Consider the following 17,605-nt stretch of genomic DNA (forward strand, 5'->3'; position numbering starts at 1 on the left):
TCAAGGAGTAGCCGTGCCCAGGGATCTGTCTGAGATGTTGCCCCCCTACCGGATCAAGGTCGTCGAACCGATCCCCTTTCCCACCCCCGAGCAACGTCGGCGGGCCCTGGCGGAGGCGGGCTACAACCCGTTCAACCTGCGCGCTGACCAGATCACCGTCGACCTGCTGTCCGACTCGGGTACCGGTGCGACCTCGGCCGCGCAGGAAGCCGCGGCAGCGCTCGGTGACGAGTCCTACGCGGGCGCACGGTCGTGGTTCCGGTTCCGCGACGAGGTTCGCGACCTCACCGGATATCGACACATCCTGCCGGTCCACCAGGGCCGGGCCGGCGAACGCATCCTGTTCACCAGCCTGCTGACACCGGGCCAGATCTGCATCAGCAACACCCACTTCGACACCACCCACGCCAACGTGACACTCGCCGGCGCGCAGCCACGGGACCTTCCGTGTCGCGAAGCGGCCGATCTGGACAGCACGGCACCGTTCAAGGGCAACATCGACCTTGACGCCCTGGAACGCGTCCTGGCCGGGCCCGAAGGGCACCGCGTCGGACTGGTCCTGATCACCATCACCAACAACGGCCTCGGTGCGCAGCCGGTGTCGATGGCCAACCTGGAGGCTGTCCGGGAGCTGTGCCGGCGCCACCGCGTTCCGTTCTTCCTCGACGCGGCGCGCTTCGCCGAGAACGCCTGGTTGGTCAGTCAGCGGGAGCCGGCCTACCGAGGCTGGACGCCGCGACAGATCGCCGCCCGCGCGTTCCAACTCGCCGACGGCTGCGTGGTGAGCCTCAAGAAGGACGGCCTGTCAGCCATCGGGGGATTCATCGGGCTCCGCGATGACGGCCTGCACGCCGTCTGCGAGGCGAACCTGATCGCCACCGAGGGATTCTCCACCTACGGCGGACTTGCCGGCCACGACCTCGAACGGCTCGCCCAAGGTCTCCGGGAGGTCGTCGACCCCGCCTACCTGCGGGCCCGTGCCGCCTCCACCGCCCGGCTGGCCCAGCTGGTCAACGACGCCGGCGTGGACACCGTCCAGCCGCCGGGCATCCACGCCCTGTACCTCAATGCCGGCCGGCTGCTGCCACACCTGTCCCCACACGAGTTTCCCGGCCACGCCCTGGGGTGCCAGCTGTACCTCGACGGTGGGATCCGCTGCGCCGAGGTGGGGTCGCTCTATCTGGGCCGCACGGACGACCAGCACCGACTGGTGACCCCGGCCCCCTTCGAACTCGTACGGCTGGCGATCCCGCGCCGGGTCTACACCGACGCACACCTCGGGTACGTGGCAGCGGTGCTCGCCGACATCGCCAAGAACCCCGAGCGGGTCCAGGGGTACCGGATTGTCTCGGCGCCGCCCCTGCTGCGCCCCTTCAAGGTGAGGTTGGAGCCGACGACGACGGCGGGGGCGGCCGGGTAACCCGCCCATCCCCGGGGGCCTCCCGGTTCCGTCCCGGCGCTGAGGGCCCCCTCCGCCGCTGCGGTACCGGCCCCGGTCACACCTCGCACGGATCGCCGTCGGGGGTTGCCGGCAGCCCCGCGATGTTCGCCGTCGCCTCGCCGATCACCACGTCCGTCCGGGCGGTGTCCAGGACGACCGCCTGCTGGGTGAAGCCGGTGGCCGTGCTCGTGCCCACGTTGAGCCGCAGTGCTCCGATCGCCAGCGGGATCGTCTGCGGCTCCGGGCCGACGGTGACCGGGACACCGTTGATTCTCAGGCTGGCGATCGTCGACGACCCGTAGTGGGACGACCTCGGGCCGGCGGGATCGGCCCGGCACATCACGCTGGCGGTGGCCCGCACCGCGCCGACTTCGATGATCGTGTGCCGGCCGACGCTGATGCTGGATCTCCGTACCCCTGCCGTGGCGGTGGCGTCGTCCCCGACCATCGGCGGAGTGCCGGCGAGGTCGTCCGGGGTCTGCTCGGTCCGGGCGTGCAGCCCGGACAGCCGGGCGGTGACGAGGCCGCCGTCGAACCGTACCTGGGCCCGCCGCACCTGGTCGTCGGCGCAGGGCGTGTTCGGCGGGTTGGCCCGGGTCGAGACGGTGCCGGCCGCCTTGAGCGCGGTCGCCTGGCAGGAGAAGATGCCGGTCCGGTTCGCCACCTCGACCCGCAGGTCGGCGAGGACCGGGCTCACCCCGCCCGGGCCGGCGCGCAGGGTCGCCCGTACCTCGAGGTAGCGGCCGTACAGTGTGTACGCCCCGGAGGCGACGCCGCCGGTCATCGGCCGGAACCACACCTCCGCCAGTTCGGCCAGGGTGTGCGCCGCCCGAGCCTCGACGGTGATGCTGGTGCCCGCCGGAACGCTGCCCTGCGCTTCGGTGTTCCAGGTGACCGTGCCCCACTGCGTGCCGAGATGGACGCCGTCCTGGACGACGCTCCAGGTGCCGGCCGGCGTCTGGGGCGAATCGAGTTGGAGCTGGTTGTTGCCGGGCCGGTCGTGGTTGACGCCGGCGAGCTCGCCCCGGTCGAAGTCCGCATCCGTGGTGTAGAGGACGTTCCGGCCGCCCACCGGCGCTGCCGACGCCGGATCGGCCACCGCGAGAAGCGCCAGCGGCAGCGCCGACAGGCCGATCAGCGCGAGCGTTCGACGGCCGGGTCCGCGCCGGCCGGGCGTACGGGCGGTTCCGGTTACCTGACGCATGGCGTTCCTTCCGGATTGGCCGCGCAGGCGTCGCCGTGCGCCGAGTACCCACCGTAACGAAACGCGGCCAGGAGTACCGTCGGCTGTTAGCGCAGAGTAGTTCTCTCATCGGTCAGCGCGGATGTCTGATCAGCGGCCCGCGCCGCCACCGGGTGCGGACGACGGTGTGGAGCGGGGTAGTGGTGACCTGTCGGCACCGACCCGGCGCGGGGGTGGCGTCGAGGTCAGCGCCGGCCCCAACCACGTTCCGTAGGACTCGAAGCGTGCTGACGAGCCCGGGTCGACGCGCTCCTGCCGGATGGAGGATGGCCAACGGCGGCGGGTCGGCGATGCTGGGTGGGTGGCGGACCTGCTGATCCGGGCAGCTCGTTTCTCGGACATTGACCACTGTGCGCGGCTGGCGGGGTCGAAAGACCGGGCCGAGGTGCGACTCCAAGCCGTCGAGCGAGGCGAGGAAAGCATGCTCGTCGCCGTGCTGGCCGGGAATGTCGTCGGCGTCGAGAGCATCCGGTGGCGCGACGGCTGCGACCCGCCCCACCCGTGGCTCTACGGACTGTCCGTCGGCGCTTCGGCGCGGGGCCGAGGCATCGGCCGCGCTCTTGTCGAGGCGGCGGAAGCGATGTGCGTGTCATCCGGCGCCGAGTCCATCAGCCTCGATGTCGACGTCGACGACGCTCGCGCCCTCGGCTTCTATGCGCACCTGGGCTACCTCGTCATCCGGGGCCACGTGCACCGGTGGCGGTCCATCGATCCCCGCACCCGGGCCGTGGTGGCGACGGGGCATGCCTCGACGTGGATCATGCGGCGCGGACTGCGCCTGCCGCCTGGCCGCAGCTGAGAGCGCACTGCTCGTCCACGGGCCCGGCCCGCCTGCCCGGCCGGAGCCTCGACCCATCCATTTCGCATTGCCCCTAGTCAATGTCGAAGATCGATGTTATGAATTGGTGTGGTCGCTGGCGACCGACCGGGCAATGCCGCCTCCACCGTCTACGATCGACGTCGTTTAGGGAGAAAAGTACATGGAAAATCAGGACGGTTGGCTGCGGGCCCGATGGCGGCGTGCCACGAGGACTGTCGTCGCCACGGCCGCGGCATCCACCGGAATCGCCGCGCTCGCCGTCGGCCTCACGGTCGGCACGGCTGCCGCAGGCGTCAGCCCCGCTGAGCGTGGCTCGCTGAACGCCCCGGTCGCCGCCCCGACGGTCTCCAGCGTCGCCGCGGGCAACGCACATACCTGCGCGGTCGGTACCGACGGGACGCTCTGGTGCTGGGGCAGCAACTACAACGGCCAGCTTGGTGACGGCACCGCCACGAACCGGAACACCCCGGTGCGGGTCGGCACCGCCACCACCTGGGCCGGTGTCGACGCCGGTCCCAGTTCCACCTGTGCGGTACAGACGGACGGGACCCTGTGGTGCTGGGGCCGCAACCACCGGAGCCAGCTCGGTGACGGCACCACCACGAGTCGGAACACCCCGGTGCGGGTCGGCACCGCCACCACCTGGGCCAGCGTCAGCGCCGGCGACAATCACACCTGCGCCATCCGGACCGACGGCACCCTGTGGTGCTGGGGCTTCAACCGCAACCGGCAACTGGGTGTCGGTGACTCCGTCTACATCGCGCCCACCCCGGTGCAGGTCGGCACGGCGACCACCTGGGCGAGCGTCACGACTGGTTTCGCACACACCTGCGCCGTGCGCACCGACAGCACCCTGTGGTGCTGGGGTGACAGTTCGAACGGCCAGCTCGGTCTCGGCATCCTGAGCTACCGGGCAACTCCGACCCGGGTCGGTACCGCGGCCACGTGGACCGGCGTGACAGCCGGGTACGCCCACACCTGCGCGGTCCGCGCCGACCGGACCCTGTGGTGCTGGGGTGAGAACGGGTACGGACAGCTGGGTGTCAGCGCCGGCTACCAGACCGCACCGGTCCAGGTTGCCGGCACCACCTGGACCAGGGTCAACGCGGGCGTCGACTCGTCGTGTGCGGCCCGCACCGACGGCAGCCTGTGGTGCTGGGGCAACAACGGGGGAGGACAGCTGGGCGACGGCACCACCACCCACCGGTACGCCCCCGTCCGGGTCGGCAACGCCACCACCTGGACCAGCGGCTTCGACGTCGCCTACCACGGCTGCGCGATCCGTACCGACAGCAGCCTGTGGTGCTGGGGCGAGAACGCGTCGGGTCAGCTGGGCGACGGCACCACCACCCGGCGGCCGACCCCGGCGCAGGTGATTCTGCCGAGCTGAGGCGTAACCACCGATCTCAGTGCCGTGTCGTCGGCCTGTACCGCTGATCCGTCCGGCGGTCAGGCCGGCGACATGAGCGCGAACCCGACCGGGGCTTCGGCCGGAGCCGCGACAGACCGTCCGGGTCCTGTTCTGGCTCACCATGAGCGCGCCACTCTGGGTCGTGGGCGGGCTGGTCGAGCCGGGCACGGTCCGCGCCCCGCTCTGGACCCTCGCGGTACTCGTCGACTACACCGGGTTGCTCCTCGGCTGGCCGACCCCCCCGGATCGGTGCGCAACGGCTCGGCGTCGGCGTACTGGCGGCCGAGCACCTGGCCGAGCGGTACCAACAGTTTCTCCTCATCGCGCTCGGTGAGGCGATCTTCGTGATCGGGCTGGCTTTCAGCGGCAGCAGGTTCCACACCGGGCAGACGGCCGGGTTCGCGCTGGCGCTGGCGCTGGCGAGCACCGTCCTGCTATGGCGGATCTACTTCCATCTGGCCGGACGGGTGCTGGGCGCGGCCATCAGCCGATCCCGAAACACCTTCCGCCTCGCCACCGACTGGCCCTCACCCACCTGGCCATGGTCGCCGGGATCGTGCTGACCGGTGTCGGCTTCGAACTGATCATCACCGAGCCGCTCACGGACCTCCCGGCGACCTGGCTCATCGCCATCCTCGGCGGCCCCGCCCTCTTCCTCGCCGGACGATCGGTCCTGGAGTTCCAGGTCTTCGCCCGGGTATCCCGATCCCGGAAAGGCAGCCTGCTGGCTCTCGGTCTGCTGACGCCGGCAACGCTGCACCTGCCGCCGCTCGCTGCGGGTGCAGCCGTCACCGTCGTGCTGTTCGGCGTCGCCGGCGCGGACGCGCGACGCTCCTACCGTCGACCGGTCGAGGAGCCCGCGCCACCGGGCTAGGTTCCACCTCGCGGATCATGACCCTCGTGGGCGTGTCTTCAGCGCCGCCCACGGTCGAGGGCGGCCACCTCGCGTACGGTCTGGGCGATGGCCCGGAAGTCCTTCTTGAGGATCGCACCGTGGTTGCTGGCCACCTTCGCGCCGATCTGGATGTTCGGGTTGTGGGCGGTCACCGCGTCGAGGCTGGTACGGATCCGTTCCTGCTCGTCACCGCGGCTTGCGAAGGACCTGCCCGAAGCGACCACGTACCGCACCGGGACGGCGATCCTGTCCAGCACGGGCCCCAACTCGCGCTCGCGGGAGAGCCTGCCGAGCTCGATGTTGCTGTTCGCCTGCTGTTCGGCGGTCATCCGCGGGGCGAGGCCCGTCGGGCGCAGCAGCGGCAGGAACCAGCTCATCCGCCGGAACAGCTTCCGAATCCGCTGCTCCATGGCCTCGTCGAGCCAGTCGTACGGGAACGCGCCGTCGACCAGGACCGCGCCCAGGGCACGCTCCGGGTTCCGGCTGGCCCAGTGCGCCCCGACGACCGCTCCGTAGGACCAGCCCACCACCAGCGCCCGGTCCACGCCCCTCGCCGCGAGAACGGCATCGACGTCCCGGACGGCCGCCTCGAAGGAGTAGTCCGCCGAGCGCTTCGATCGGCCGCGGGCCCGCTCGTCGTACGTGATGTGCCGCCACCCCGTTCCCAGCTCGGCGATGACCCGCCGCCAGTACCCCTGGGTGGCGAACTGGCCGTTGAGGTAGAGCACGGGGGTGCCGGGACCGCCGGTGTCGGTGACGGCCAGGGCCGTATCGTCGACCGGCATCATGCCGGTCCACTTCGAACTGGTCGAGGAAGCGCTGTTCTCCGTCATGGTTCCACTCCTGGTCGCTCGTACGACTTCTCCCGGGCCCGCACGCGGATCGCGGGCATCTCGGGACGGACGGCCGCGTCGTCGGTGACGACCGACCGGCTCTCGATCGCGGCGGGCCCGGCCTGACGGCCCTGGTGCCGCTCCCTCAGCGGCTGCGGGCGGTGATGTCGCCGTGGGTGGTGGTGGCGCGGATGTCGAGTTCGGCGGTGCCGTCGTTCCTGAGGGCGTTGCTGACGCGGCCGTGGCCGGTGCTGGCGTCCAGGGCGGCCGAGACGCCGCCGGCGGCGGTGACCGAGATGTCGCCCGACCGGGTACCGAGTACGACCCTGCCGCGCACGGCCTCGGTGATCCGGATGTCGCCCCGTGCCGTGCTGATCTCCGCGGGGCCGTTGAGCCGGCCGACCTCGACGTCCCCGTCGATCGCGGTGAGGCGGACGCTCGCGGCCTCGTCGATCTTGATGTTGCGGTACGCGCCCTCGAAGGCGATGTCGCCGAGGCGTCCGACGCCGCGGAGTTCGGCGCTGGCGGTCCTGGCCTCGATGCGGGAGTCGGCGGGCAGCTGGACGGTGACCGCCAGGGATCCGGAGGGGCCGAAGAGCTTGTTGTCGGGGGTCGGGGCCGTGATCCGCAGGACGCCGTCGGCGTAGGCGACGGTGGTCCGCTCGGCGGTCGCGGTGTCGCGGCTCTTGGCGGGATCGGCGGGCAGGACCTCGACGGTGGTGTCGGCGCGGTCGGCGGCGATGAACTGGATGCGTCCGGCGGGGATGTCCAGGACGGCGGAGATCGGGGCGGGGGTGTCGAACTTCTGCATCGTGCTCTCCCGTGCTCGTTCGTTGTTTCCGATGCGGGAAAAGCTACGTTGCTTTCCAGAAATCGACAACAGCTTTGTTGCATAGGATCGACATCTGTGCAGGTAGGAACTGTGGAACTGTTGCAACGAGTCTGGAGGCTAATGCAATGACGGCTGCCTCGACATTGCAATGGATAGGAAGTGAACGCTATGGTGGGCGGGTCAGGGACCGCCACGAGGGAACACCGAGGAGATCGCGATGCCGGGAGGCAGGCTCACCCAGCAGGAACGCCAGCAGATCGCGCTGGGGCTGGCCGACAGTCTCCCCTACGCCGAGATCGCCCGCCGCCTCGCCCGTCCGACCTCGACGGTCACCCGTGAGGTGATGCGCAACGGCGGCCCCACCGCCTACCGCGCCGACCTGGCCCACCGCGCCACCGAACGCCGCGCCCACCGGCGCAGGCCCGCCTCCTCCCGAGGGGCGCAGTCGACCCCGCAGCCGCACGGACGCGACGCCGAGGCCGTGGCCGAGTACGAGGAGACGCTTGCCACCGCCCTCATGGCCTCGGGCCTGCCCAAGATGACGGCCCGGGTGCTGACCTGCCTGTTCACCACCGACGCGGGCAGCCTCACCGCGTCCCAACTCGCCCAGCACCTCGGGGTCAGCCCGGCGTCCATCTCCAAGGCGATCGCCTTTCTGGAGGGCCAGAGCCTCGTCCGCCGAGAACGCGACGAACGCCGCCGCGACCGCTACGTCGTCGACGACGAACTCTTCTACCAGGCGACGATCGCCAGCGCCCGATCCAACGACCAGCTCGTCGAGACCGCACGCCGAGGCGTCGCCGTCCTCGGCCCGCACACCCCCGCCGCCAGCCGCCTGGAGAACATCGCCCGCTTCCTCGACTTCATCAGCGAAAGCATCACCCGCGCGGCCGAACAGGCCCGCGACGTCCTCCACACCAAGAGCCAGTGACCAGTCCGGGTGGAGGGCCGTGGGCCGGGTGTCGCCACCCGGCCCACGGCCGTTGTCACCGGTGCGGCCTAGTTGAGGGACCAGGTGGGCAGGGTCGGTACCCGCTCCGCGCTCCGCCGTGACGGCGGAGCCGACTCCGGATTAGCGGCCGCCGCGCAGGTCGCTCCGACCGGCGGGAGCTTCCGGTCGACCAGATAGCGGTCCACGGTGGCGATGGTGCAGGGCGTGCGGTCGTAGGCGCCGTGGCCCCAGCCCTGGTAGGTGACCAGCCGGCCGTGTCGGCCCAGCTGGTCGGCGACGTTGACCGCCCACTGGTACGGGGTCGACGGGTCGTACCGGGAGTTGAGCACCAGCAGCGGGAACTCCGTGCGCACAGCCAGCCGGTGCTGCGGGTTGCCCACCTCGCCCGGCCAGCCCAGGCAGGCGGTGACCGCGAAGAGACCGAGCGCCGAGGCGCGCACCTGGGGTGCCAGTCGCCGGTTCTCGGCGAGGTGGCGGGAGTACTGGTCGAAGTCCCGGATCGACATCGACCAGTCGTCGCAGAAGATCGGGAACGGGTACTGCACCAGCTCGGGCTCGGCGGCCCTGTCCGCCGGGTCGGCCGCCGGCCAGCCGAGCGTCCCCGCCGGGACCGGTCGCGGCGCGGGTGCCCGCTCCGAGCTGGTCCGGCCGGCGGCGCTCGGGTCACCGGAGGTCCGGTCGAGTGCGGCCAGCCATTCGGCCAGCATCGTCCAGGAGGGGCGGTATCCGGCGCTGACCACCATGTTGCTCAGGTCGAACCAGCTGAGTGCGACGTCGGTGTCCGGCTCGGTCAGTTCACCGGCGTCCGCCCGCCGGGTCAGCCGGTCGAAGACCTCGGAGACATCCTGTCCGTGCAGGGCGCACGTCTCCGTCCGGTCGCACCAGGCGGCGAACTGCTCGAACGACTCCTGCGCCCCGACCGTCTCGGTCCGCAGGAAGTCCCGGGCGCCCAGGCTGTGGTCCATGGTGCTGTCCAGCACCATCGCGCGTACCCGGTGCGGGAACTGTTCGGCATACATCTGGCCGACCAGGGTGCCGTAGGAGACTCCGTAGGTGCTGATCTTCCGCTCACCGAGGGCGGCGCGGACCGCGTCCATGTCCCGTGCCACGTCCACGCTGTCGAGGTGGTCGAAGAGCGGGCCGGTGTTCGCCCGGCAGTCGTCGTGCACCCGCCGGTTGAAGGAGAGCAGCGCGCCGTACTCGTCCGCCGTGGCGACGGCCGGGTGGGGCTGCTGGGCGAGCAGGTCGAGCGAGCAGACGATCGGATTGCTCCGGGCGACGCCGCGCGGGTCGAAGCCGATCACGTCGAAGCGCCGCAGAATCTCCGGGCTCAGCCCCCGCTCGGCGTCGAGCGCGTCGTCCACCCCGGAGCCGCCCGGACCGCCCGGGTTGACCAGCAGCGGACCGATCCGCGCGTCCGGGTCGGTGGCGGAGCGCTTGGCGATCGCCAGCGAGAAGGTCGGGCCGCTCGGCCGGGCCCAGTCGATCGGCAAGGTCAGCGTCGCGCAGCGCACGGCGGGGTCGTCGGGCAGCTCCGGACACGGCTGCCAGTCGATCGGCCCCGGACGCCAACCGCCGACGGTCTCGCCGGCCGCGTCGGGCGGCGCGGCGGCCACGGCCGGTGCGGCGCCGAGCAGGACGAGCAGGGCGGTGGCGGCGCCGACGGTGGTACGGATCGTTCGTCTCATGGGCAGCTCCCCGGTTTCGACACATCGACGAAGTGCCGCCAGTCGACCACGGCGCAGCGCCGAGCAAAAGGGACACCCGAGCCTGTCCGGGGGAGATCAGGGACAACCCGGACGGGTCAGGCCGGGATAGGTCCGCCGTTCGGACCAGTGCGGTCCGGCGCGCACCACGACCCGGGCCCGGTACCGGTACGGCGCGGCGGTCATGGCGTCCGGGACGGAGGCCCGCCTGCCGGAACCAACGGTGTCGTCGAGGGTGGCGCGCCCGGGGCGGAGCTTGCGCCATCGGACGAGACGGCAGGTCACACAGCTACGAGCGTAGGCTCGGTGGGTGGCAGATCGGCAGTTCGATGTCGTGCTTTTCGGAGCCACCGGTTTCACCGGCAGCCTGACCGCCGAATATCTCGCGGCGCACGCACCGGTCGGCACCCGCTGGGCGGTGGCCGGGCGCGACGGCGGCAGGCTGCGCGCGTTGCGTGACCGGCTGGGTGTGGATGCCGGCGTGGTCGAGGCGGACATCGCCGACCCGGGCTCGCTACGCCGGCTCGCCGAGGCGGGGCGAGTGGTGATCACGACCGTCGGGCCGTACATCCGCTACGGCGAGGGCGTCGTCGCGGCCTGCGCCGAGGCGGGCACCGACTACGTCGACCTCACCGGCGAGCCCGAGTTCGTGGACCTCAGCTACCTGCGCCACCACGCCGTCGCGGAACGCACCGGCGCCCGGCTGGTGCACGCCTGTGGCTTCGAGGCGATCCCGGCGGACCTCGGCGCGCTCTTCACCGTGCGACAGGTGCCCGAGGACCAGCCGATCTGGCTGCGCGGGTACCTCAGCGTGACCGGCCTGCCCTCCGGCGGGACATTCGATTCGGTGTTGACTGCCTTCGCCCGCTGGCGCTCCGCGGCCGTGGCGAGAGCGCAGCGCCGCCGGGTGGAGCCGACCGACCGCAGCCGCCAGATCCGCGGGGCGTCCGGCCGGCCGGGGTACGACCGTGCCGCGGGAGCGTGGGTGCTGCCAATGCCGACGATCGACCGGCAGATCGTCGTACGCTCGGCCCGTGCACTGGGCCGTTACGGCCCCGACTTCTCGTACGGTCACTTCGCGGCGCTGGGCAACCCGCTGACGGCGGCGGCGCTGGGCGCGGGCGCGATGGGCCTTTTCGCGCTGGCGCAGGTACCGCCGGCGCGGCGGGCGCTGAGCCGCCTGCGCCCGGCCGGGTCGGGACCGACGCCGCAGCAACGGGCGAAGGCCCGGTTCCGGCTGCGTTTCGTCGCGGACAGCGGCGAACGGCGGGTGGTGACCGAGGTCGCCGGAGGCGATCCCGGCTACGGGGAGACGTCGAAGATGCTCGCCGAATCGGCGCTCTGCCTCGCCCACGACCCGCTGCCGTCGAGCGCCGGGCAGATCACCACCGCCGTCGCGATGGGGGATGCGTTGCGTGCCCGGCTGGAAAGGGCCGGTGTCACCTTCCGGGTCGTGCGGCCACGGTAGCCGCGGTGACCGGGCGGCTGGTTCGGCGACCACGGCCGGCACCGCTGTCCGGCACTCCTGGCCCACGTTCATCGCAGTGGACCGGACGCACCCCGATCACGTCTGGGCCCCGCCGGACGGATGGCTCGCTCGACCAGGGCCGCCGCGACGTCCCGCACTTTTCGATTCGAGTCCTGGGACACGCTGACGAGGATGGCGAACGCCTCGTCGGCGGTGCAGCGGCGTTCGCCCATGATCATGCCCTTGGCCTGTTCGATGACGGCTCGGCTCTGCATCGCGGACCGCATCTGAGCGGCCAGGGTGGCGGTCGTGTCGTACAGGTGGGCGTTGGCCAGGGCGACCGCGGCGTACCCGGCGAACGTCTGGGCGAGGGTGACCGCGTCGTCGTCGAAGGCACCCGGCTTCCCGCCGTAGATGTTGAGGGCGCCGACAACCGACTCCTGGATCGGCAACCCGATCGACAACGAACTCAGTGCTCCGTGCTGTACGGCCCGGGCCGCCCAGCCCGGCCAACGGACCTCGGCAGCCATGTCCGCGACGGAAACGACGGCGGCGTCCCTGGCCGCGGCCAGGCATGGGCCGTGGTCGTACTCGTACTGCAGCTCATCGAGGCGCAGCGCCATCTCGCCGGTGAACGCGGCGGTCTGCGCGCCCGGCTGTCCCAACAGCGTCACCGATACCTCCTCGGCGCCGGGGATCGTCCGCTGCGCCAGCTCGGACACCCGCGTCAGCACTCCGAGCAGATCGGTCTCGCCGAGTTTGATCCGACCCAACTCGGCGAACGCCTCGGTGGGATCGGTGGGTCGCTGCGCCATGACGTCGAGATCCTCGTGGGCCGGCACGCGTACCGGTTAGGGAGGCGACGGCAGCGCGCGTGGTGGTGGCGCACCGCGGATACGGGACACCGCACGGGCTCGTCGGCTGAGTCCGTGCCGCGCCCGCTGCTGGACGCTGACTCGCCGGGGCCTCGGCCTCGGCTGCGACGATCACTATACGGTGCCACCGGCCGTGGCCTGGGCGGCCGGCCGGATCGGTTCGGCGGGAAACGGATGCCGGAACAACCCCGCCGGCACGGGGAGGCCCCTCTGCTGCCGCGTGCGGCGGGCTGGCCGCGTGAGGTGCGGCGGGACCGGCTTGAAGTCGGTTTGAAGCCGCTGAATGGTGTGCTCCGTCCTGGACGTCAACGACGTGACGTACCAGGAGGGGGATCACGTGCACACCGAAGAGCGATCGCGAGTGACGAGACAGGTGTTCCGGGCCGGGCTTTGCGTACTGGTGGTGCTGTCCGCGTTGCTGTCGTCCGGGGCCGCGAGCGGGAGCCCGGCGAGGGCGCCGGACGTGCGGGGCGGGCCCGCGGCGACGGCCGGCGAGTTCGTCGCCGTACCGGTCGTCAAGGGCTCCACCAGGGCCGAACCGCCGCCGTTCCAGTGCTTCTTCGTATGGGATGTCGACGCCGGCGGCTTCTACCCCCGGGCCTGGCTGGAGTACGGCGTGACGTACGAGTGCGGCGAGGATTTCGAGCTCGGCCCGGACATGGTCGGCGTCATCCAGGCGGGTCTGCACCTGGGCGGCGGAGGGCTGAGGATCCATACGGCTCCGGAAACCCCCTTCGTGAAGTGTTGCCCGGGCGAGCCGCCCGCCCGGAGCGGGGCCGAGTACCGGCCGCTCACCGGGCCCGGCACGTTCTTCATCCGCAGTTCGTCGGTCATCGACCTGATGCCGGAGCCGGCTGAGGGGCGCGTCTGGATCTGGATAACCATGCCCCCTGGCTGCACCGGCCTCGGGACGCCGCGCGCCGTCTGTGAGATCGACTCCGACGAGTTCCAGGTCTGACGCATGGAATCCGCAGGGGGAACGAGGATGAGAAGACCATCGCGGGTACCGGGGGCCAGGGCCCTCGCGGTCGTGACGATCGGCGGCCTGTTGGCGGGGGTGGCATCGGCGCTCGCCGGTGCCGGGCCGGCGGCGGCGGGTCCGCCGCCGACGCTGAGGCAGGCGCCGGTGAACACGTCGGCCGCGCCGGCCATCACCGGATTCTCGCCGGCCGGCGGCGATCGTGGCACGGCGTTCAGCATCCAGGGCAGCGGGTTCGTGCCGGACCCGGTGGCGAACACGGTGACCATCAACGGCGTGACCGCGACCGTCACCGCGGCGACCGAGTCACGCCTGGACGCGGTCGTCCCGTCCGGCACCGGACCCGGACGCGTCACGGTGGCCAACGCCGACGGCAGCGCGACCAGCGCCGACCACTTCGTGGTACCGCCGACCGGCTACGCATTCGCCGACATCTCCCACACCGCGACCATCAGTGTGGACGGCGCGGACGTGGTCGCCAGCATCACCGGCCAGCGGAAGGTGTCGGTGCTGCGCTTCGACGGCACCGCCGGACAGCGGATCAGTCTCGGCCTGGACCGGGGCACGATGACGTCCAGGTTCGACGTCAAGCCGTTCGGGCCGAACGGCGCGCAGTTGCGCACGCCGGACGGCTTCATCGTGCAACAGAACCTTCCGCGCGAGGGCGGCCAGTTCCTGCTCCCGCCGTTGCCGGTCACCGGCACGTACGCGTTGGTGATCGACCCGACGACGGACACCGGTGGCGGCCAGATCACGGTGACGTCGCCGAGCATCGTGGACGTCGGATCGATCAGTGCCACCGGTGACGCCGTCCAGCTCCCGTTCGCCAAGCCGTGGCAGTACACCCGGCTCGGCTTCACCGCCACGGCAGGAAAGGACTACAGCCTCACACCGAGTGAGTGGACGTTCTCGACCAGCTCCGCGCAGTCCACGATCCGGCTGTTCGACCCGGACGGCCAGCAGGTGACGTTCTTCGTGGCCAGCCGCACGGCCCGGTCCTTCGCGTTCACCGCCGAGAGGACCGGCGATTACACCATCATGGCGGTGATCGACACCCTGGGCGGCACCTCGCAGACGGGCTCGTACCGGCTGACCCTGTCCGAGCACGCCGACGTCGGCGAGGTCGTCGTCAACGGCGCGGCGAAGCCACTGAGCATCACCCGGCTCGGCCAGCACCAGAAGCTCACCTTCGCCGGGCGGGCCGGGCAGCGGCTGGGATTCGGTATCACCGACGTGCAGGACTCGGCCTTCTTTCCGGCGATCACGGTGATCACCCCGGACGGCAGCCGGCGGTGGGACCTGTTCTCCAGTCTGGACAGCGAGATCGTCGAACCGTTGCCGGTGGACGGGACGTACCAGCTCATCGTCAATCCGTTCACCACCGGGGCGTACAACCTGTGGGTGTCCGAGGACGTGGACGGCGGCGCCCTCGCGGTCGACGGGTCACCGGCGCAGGTCACCGTCGCCCGGCCCGGCCAGAACGTGCGGTTCACCGTCTCCGGCACCAGCGGGCAGCGGCTCGGCTGGGCGATGGTGCCGAGCTGGTCCAGCGGCATGATCGCGACCGTGCTGGCGCCCAGCGGCCAGCAACTGCTCGCGCAGGGCGTGTCGCGTACGGTCGACGTGCCGAGGTTGCCGGCCACCGGCGACTACCAGTTCATCGCCGACCTCGGCGTGGTCACCGGCTCGGCGACGTTCCACCTCAGCACCGACCTGGACGCCGGCCAGGTCACGGTCGGCGGCGATCCGCTGACCATGACCCTCACCCGGCCGGGCCAGAACGTCCGGGCCACCTTCGAGGGCACCGCCGGCAGCCGGTTCAGCGCCGGCTTCACCGACGCGACGCTCTCCGGGCAGTACCGGCTGAGGGTGTTCCAGCCGAACGGGCAGGAGGTCGCGGGACCCTTCCCGGACGTCCACTCGGGGCGCGACGACAAGGACATCACGCTGCCGGTCACCGGCCGGTACGAGATCGAACTCGACCCGGTCGACAGCAACGTCAACACCGGTTCGGTACGCGTGACACTGTCCACCGCGGTCGACGCCGGACCGATCACGATCGGCGGCTCCACGGTGCGGCTCGAACTGCCCCGGGCCGGTCAGGACGGCGTGGCGTCCTTCGACGCGACCGCCGGCCAGCCCCTGGTGTTGACCTTCGCCGGCAGCACCTTCGTCAACGACACCTCCACCCGTTACTACCGGGTGACGGTGTTGGCGCCGAACGGCCAGCCGGTGCCGGGGTTCAACGGCCTCCTGCAGACCGCCGACGGCGACCTGTCGCTGATCCCCACGGTCGCCGGACGGTATCGACTGATCATCGATCCGGACCGCGCCGGGACCGGCGGCGTCACGCTCGGGGTCAAGACTCCCTGACCGACGAGGGAGGGGATGGGCCAAGGCACGGGGGTGGCGCCAGGGTGCGCCACCCCCGTCATCCGCTAGCCGGGCTTGAGCCCAGGTGTCCGTGTCGGCATCGTGGCGGGGATCGGTTACGTCCGGGGAGGCTGTGCGGTGCGGTCGACGAGCGCGGCGGCGACGTCGCGGAGTTTGCGGTTGGAGTCCTGGGAGACCTTCACGAGGATCGCGAACGCCTCCTCGGAGGTGCAGCGACGTTCGCCCATGATGATGCCCTTGGCCTGTTCGATGACGGCGCGGCTGCGCATCGCGGTTTCCATCTGCTGGGCCAGCGTGGCGGTGCTGTCGTAGAGGTGGGCGTTGGCCAGGGCGACGGCGGCGTAACCGGCGAACGTCTGGGCGAGGGTGATCGAGTCCTCGTCGAAGGCCTCGGGCTTCGTGCCGTAGATGTTGAGTGCCCCCACGACCGTTTCCTGGACCGGTAGCCCGATCGACAGGGAACTGGACACCCCTTCGGTGCGGGCGCGGTCGGCCCAGTCCGGCCAGCGGCTCTCGGTCGACATGTCGGGCACGGACACGGTGTCGCGGGCCTGGGCGGCGGCCAGGCACGGACCGTGTCCGCGCTGGTACTGCAACTCGTCAAGGTTCAACGCGACCTGGCCGGTGAACGCGGCGGTCTGCGCCTCGGGGCCGCGCAGCAGGGTGACCGACACCTCCTCCGCGCCCGGAATGGTGTGTTTGGCGAGCCGTGCGATCTGCGCCAGGACGCCGTCGAGGTTGGTCTCGCTGAGCTTGATCCGCCCAAGTTGGGCGAACGCCTCGGTGGGATCCAGCGGACTGTCAGACATGCGGGAGGAATCCTTGCGGACGGCGCCCCGGCTGTGATTCACCAGCGCTGCGGGTGCGGGTGCGGTGGCGGTCCACGGTCGCGGACCGCTGCACGGGTCAAGCCGGAGCTGGACCCGGGACCCGCGCCGTTCTGCTGGACGCTGGCTCGCCGATTCCCTAAACGCCGGGCATCGGCCACAGGCCGCAACCGTACCCCGCCCCATGCCGAGCCGGTAAGGGCCGCCCTGGCAGGGCGGACGGTCACCTGGTCACCTCCGGCCATGCCTCGGTATGCTGCCTCCGGGTCAAGTCACGCGCCCGTCCTGCTCTCCGCCAAGAGAGGGGGCCCTCATGGCCGCGCGATGGTTGCCCAGATCACTACCCCTCTTCGGGCCCCGCTTCGGTGCCTCGCCTCGCCTCGCTGACGGTCGACGGGCCACGACGGGGCGGCATCGTCTCCTCCGCCCCCCGGTCGAGGTCGCCCCAGCGTTGGTCGGCCCGGGTGGGACAGCGCCTTTCACCCTGTCCTGGCACACCGAGCCGGCGGAGCCGACGAATCCGACCCGAGACGATCAACTGATCATCCTTCCGGCCGGAGATGTCGACCTCGCCACCGCGCCGCTGCTGCAGACGGCGTTGCTCACCGCCGTCGAACAGCACCCCCGGGTCTGCTGCGACCTCGGCAGGGTCACCTTCTTCAGTGCAGCCGGCGTCAGCGCGCTACTCGTCGCATACAACCGGGCAATCCAGACCGGGTCCCGCCTCACCGCGCGTCGCCCGCACGGCATCACCCGACGCGTACTACACCTCGCCGGCTTGGAACAGACGCTCGGCATCCGTACCGAATCCCAGCCGCGCCGTCGCGGCGACGACGCGGCGCAGGAACGGACACGGTAGTTCCGGCGGAAACCGCCAGCTCGTGGCCGGATGATGCGCTTGTCGAAGGCGGCGGCGACCTCGGGGTTGT

General features: G+C 71.3%; 17 protein-coding genes. 10 read left to right on the forward strand and 7 right to left on the reverse strand.

Annotated elements, in window-relative coordinates; genetic code table 11:
• Window positions 1-13 precede the first annotated feature (13 nt).
• A complete protein-coding gene (locus tag ACQEUR_RS01925) occupies window positions 14-1,420 on the forward strand; it encodes a tryptophanase (RefSeq protein WP_433024386.1) in 1,407 nt (468 codons plus the stop codon).
• Between the two features lie 76 nt (window positions 1,421-1,496).
• Here ACQEUR_RS01925 and ACQEUR_RS01930 read toward each other — a convergent pair whose 3' ends face one another.
• Complete coding sequence (locus tag ACQEUR_RS01930; RefSeq protein ID WP_433024388.1) at window positions 1,497-2,645, reverse strand: choice-of-anchor P family protein; 1,149 nt, start codon at window positions 2,643-2,645, stop codon at window positions 1,497-1,499.
• 340 nt (window positions 2,646-2,985) lie between these two features.
• Here ACQEUR_RS01930 and ACQEUR_RS01935 point away from each other — a divergent pair, with 340 nt between their 5' ends.
• The 4 genes from ACQEUR_RS01935 to ACQEUR_RS01950 all read left to right on the forward strand — a co-directional run bounded on the left by ACQEUR_RS01935 (window position 2,986) and on the right by ACQEUR_RS01950 (window position 5,789).
• The gene (locus tag ACQEUR_RS01935) at window positions 2,986-3,483 is read left to right on the forward strand and encodes a GNAT family N-acetyltransferase (RefSeq protein WP_433024390.1); all 498 of its coding nucleotides are present in this window, start codon (window positions 2,986-2,988) and stop codon (window positions 3,481-3,483) included.
• Between the two features lie 181 nt (window positions 3,484-3,664).
• Window positions 3,665-4,894, forward strand: a complete 1,230-nt coding sequence (locus tag ACQEUR_RS01940) for an RCC1 domain-containing protein (RefSeq protein WP_433024392.1) — start codon at window positions 3,665-3,667, stop codon at window positions 4,892-4,894.
• Between the two features lie 266 nt (window positions 4,895-5,160).
• Window positions 5,161-5,478, forward strand: coding sequence for a low temperature requirement protein A (locus ACQEUR_RS01945; RefSeq protein ID WP_433025882.1), 318 nt, complete (start codon window positions 5,161-5,163; stop codon window positions 5,476-5,478).
• The gene (locus tag ACQEUR_RS01950) at window positions 5,457-5,789 is read left to right on the forward strand and encodes a low temperature requirement protein A (protein ID WP_433024394.1); all 333 of its coding nucleotides are present in this window, start codon (window positions 5,457-5,459) and stop codon (window positions 5,787-5,789) included. The genes ACQEUR_RS01945 and ACQEUR_RS01950 overlap by 22 nt, the downstream gene beginning before the upstream one ends.
• A 38-nt stretch (window positions 5,790-5,827) precedes the next feature.
• Here ACQEUR_RS01950 and ACQEUR_RS01955 read toward each other — a convergent pair whose 3' ends face one another.
• On the reverse strand, window positions 5,828-6,643 hold the full coding sequence (locus ACQEUR_RS01955) for an alpha/beta fold hydrolase (protein WP_433024396.1): 816 nt from the start codon (window positions 6,641-6,643) through the stop codon (window positions 5,828-5,830).
• A 145-nt stretch (window positions 6,644-6,788) separates the two neighbouring features.
• Window positions 6,789-7,454, reverse strand: a complete 666-nt coding sequence (locus tag ACQEUR_RS01960; protein ID WP_433024398.1) for a DUF4097 family beta strand repeat-containing protein — start codon at window positions 7,452-7,454, stop codon at window positions 6,789-6,791.
• 238 nt (window positions 7,455-7,692) lie between these two features.
• On the opposite strand from ACQEUR_RS01960, the gene ACQEUR_RS01965 reads away from it, so the two are divergent.
• Window positions 7,693-8,406: a helix-turn-helix domain-containing protein gene (locus ACQEUR_RS01965; protein WP_433024400.1), complete on the forward strand. Its 714-nt coding sequence runs from the start codon at window positions 7,693-7,695 to the stop codon at window positions 8,404-8,406.
• 68 nt (window positions 8,407-8,474) lie between these two features.
• On the opposite strand, the gene ACQEUR_RS01970 is transcribed toward ACQEUR_RS01965, so the two are convergent.
• Window positions 8,475-10,115 carry an alpha/beta hydrolase gene (locus ACQEUR_RS01970; RefSeq protein ID WP_433024401.1) on the reverse strand — a complete coding sequence of 547 codons (1,641 nt, stop codon included), beginning with the start codon at window positions 10,113-10,115 and terminating at the stop codon, window positions 8,475-8,477.
• Window positions 10,116-10,211: 96 nt separating this feature from the next.
• On the reverse strand, window positions 10,212-10,418 hold the full coding sequence (locus ACQEUR_RS01975) for a hypothetical protein (RefSeq protein WP_433024403.1): 207 nt from the start codon (window positions 10,416-10,418) through the stop codon (window positions 10,212-10,214).
• Window positions 10,419-10,443: 25 nt separating this feature from the next.
• Between ACQEUR_RS01975 and ACQEUR_RS01980 the strand changes: the two genes are divergently transcribed.
• Window positions 10,444-11,601 (forward strand): saccharopine dehydrogenase family protein, encoded by a 1,158-nt coding sequence (locus ACQEUR_RS01980; RefSeq protein WP_433024406.1) that lies wholly within the window; start codon window positions 10,444-10,446, stop codon window positions 11,599-11,601.
• A gap of 68 nt (window positions 11,602-11,669) precedes the next feature.
• Here ACQEUR_RS01980 and ACQEUR_RS01985 read toward each other — a convergent pair whose 3' ends face one another.
• Window positions 11,670-12,416: a GAF and ANTAR domain-containing protein gene (locus ACQEUR_RS01985; RefSeq protein WP_433024408.1), complete on the reverse strand. Its 747-nt coding sequence runs from the start codon at window positions 12,414-12,416 to the stop codon at window positions 11,670-11,672.
• A gap of 421 nt (window positions 12,417-12,837) precedes the next feature.
• On the opposite strand from ACQEUR_RS01985, the gene ACQEUR_RS01990 reads away from it, so the two are divergent.
• Window positions 12,838-13,434: a hypothetical protein gene (locus ACQEUR_RS01990; RefSeq protein WP_433024410.1), complete on the forward strand. Its 597-nt coding sequence runs from the start codon at window positions 12,838-12,840 to the stop codon at window positions 13,432-13,434.
• Between the two features lie 27 nt (window positions 13,435-13,461).
• Window positions 13,462-15,828, forward strand: coding sequence for an IPT/TIG domain-containing protein (locus ACQEUR_RS01995; RefSeq protein WP_433024412.1), 2,367 nt, complete (start codon window positions 13,462-13,464; stop codon window positions 15,826-15,828).
• A gap of 116 nt (window positions 15,829-15,944) precedes the next feature.
• Here ACQEUR_RS01995 and ACQEUR_RS02000 read toward each other — a convergent pair whose 3' ends face one another.
• Window positions 15,945-16,658: a GAF and ANTAR domain-containing protein gene (locus ACQEUR_RS02000; protein WP_433024414.1), complete on the reverse strand. Its 714-nt coding sequence runs from the start codon at window positions 16,656-16,658 to the stop codon at window positions 15,945-15,947.
• A gap of 469 nt (window positions 16,659-17,127) precedes the next feature.
• On the opposite strand from ACQEUR_RS02000, the gene ACQEUR_RS02005 reads away from it, so the two are divergent.
• On the forward strand, window positions 17,128-17,535 hold the full coding sequence (locus ACQEUR_RS02005; protein WP_433024416.1) for an STAS domain-containing protein: 408 nt from the start codon (window positions 17,128-17,130) through the stop codon (window positions 17,533-17,535).
• The last annotated feature ends 70 nt before the right edge of the window (window positions 17,536-17,605 follow it).

The sequence above is a fragment of the Plantactinospora sp. CA-290183 genome (assembly GCF_050936375.1).
In the GTDB taxonomy this organism is placed as follows: Bacteria; Actinomycetota; Actinomycetes; order Mycobacteriales; family Micromonosporaceae; genus Plantactinospora.